Annotated in this window: 1 protein-coding gene; it reads right to left on the reverse strand. The window is 43.1% G+C overall.

The window, feature by feature from the left end:
• Positions 1-1,192: RNA-guided endonuclease InsQ/TnpB family protein (locus tag ACUVJL_RS34965; RefSeq protein ID WP_445250015.1), on the reverse strand; the 1,192-nt coding region annotated here is incomplete at its 3' end.
• Positions 1,193-1,307 lie beyond the last annotated feature (115 nt).

Consider the following 1,307-nt stretch of genomic DNA (forward strand, 5'->3'; position numbering starts at 1 on the left):
CTGAACCATTCAAGTCACTGTTAACCAGATGTTCCTCTTTTGTCCGATACAATCCTCGCTTAATTCGTTTACCAGAGAACTGGTAATTCTTAGGATTGTCGGCATTGTAAACAGGTACTTCATCGCTATCGATAGCACTTGCCTTGCTGGTATACGACTCTTCCTGTTCGGTGTAAACCAATCCGTATCGCCCACACAGTGCTCTCAACTTAGAACGCAAAGAATAAAACGGGATTTGTACAAAGTTCTGGTTGTTGCACTTTCCGATGTTGATTTCCTGTTTGATTCCAGGATTATAACCAACAATCAGTTGTGCAATCTGGTTATCAATGCAGTGGTTGACTATAAACCGTGCTGCCTTGTTCAGGTAATCTCTCACCTGATTATTTCGCCTTACCACCAGCTTTACTTGCTGGTTGGTAATACCTTTAATTCCCTGCTTATCCTTGATGGATTGCCGACAAGCATTGCGTTTGTTGTACCACTGGTTAATCGATTTAATTGGTTTGCCATCCACAAGGAAGGATGCCCCATTGGTATCAACACAAGCAGCAAGGTTGTCTACTCCCAAATCAATGCTAATCGCACTACTGGGATTGACTTCTACGGGTTCTGGTTCTACTTCGTTGATAAATTCAACCTCGAAGTATCGACAGTTGTATTTGGGGTGAATGCGAATCTCTTTGAGGGATTCGTAGTTAATTCTGTCGGGAAAGTTGATCCAGACTTCCCCAAACTGTTTCTTGAATTGATTGGACATGGGTATCCGAAACTTGCAGTCTTTGATGACCAGTCTCGGTACTTTTGTCTTGTCCTTACGGGTAGACAACCCGCAAGGGATTATCAGCAAGAAGTAGCCGTCTTTTGGCAAGTAGTGAGGAAGCTTAACTCGCTGTTGGTAGCTTCCCTCCCTAACTGCACTAATCAATCCGTAGAAACTTTTGAATGTTCGGTCTACTACTTTCAGCGTCTGTTGAGCAATATCAGTGTTCAGCAACTGGTAGTTCTCGTTAACCTTACACTGGTGGTAGTTCGATTCGTAGCGCAGGTGCTTACGTTCCTGAAAGAAGTATTGTCGAACTGTGTAAAGCCCTACGTTGTAGAGGTTCTTACTCAGTCGGCACAATTCCAAAAGAGCCAAAAACTCGGACTTATTCAGTTCTCGCACTTGGTTCTTTTGGGTCAGGTACATAACAATCTTTTCGCTACTGTTATAAATATACAGCGAAATGGCAGGATAAATCCTGCCTATCAGTTTTCCTCCCAGGTCTAAAGATGCAGGGTTTCCAACGAGGATTTTCTATGAA

Source organism: Microcoleus sp. OTE_8_concoct_300 (genome assembly GCF_031383065.1).
Taxonomy (GTDB): Bacteria; Cyanobacteriota; Cyanobacteriia; order Cyanobacteriales; family Microcoleaceae; genus Microcoleus.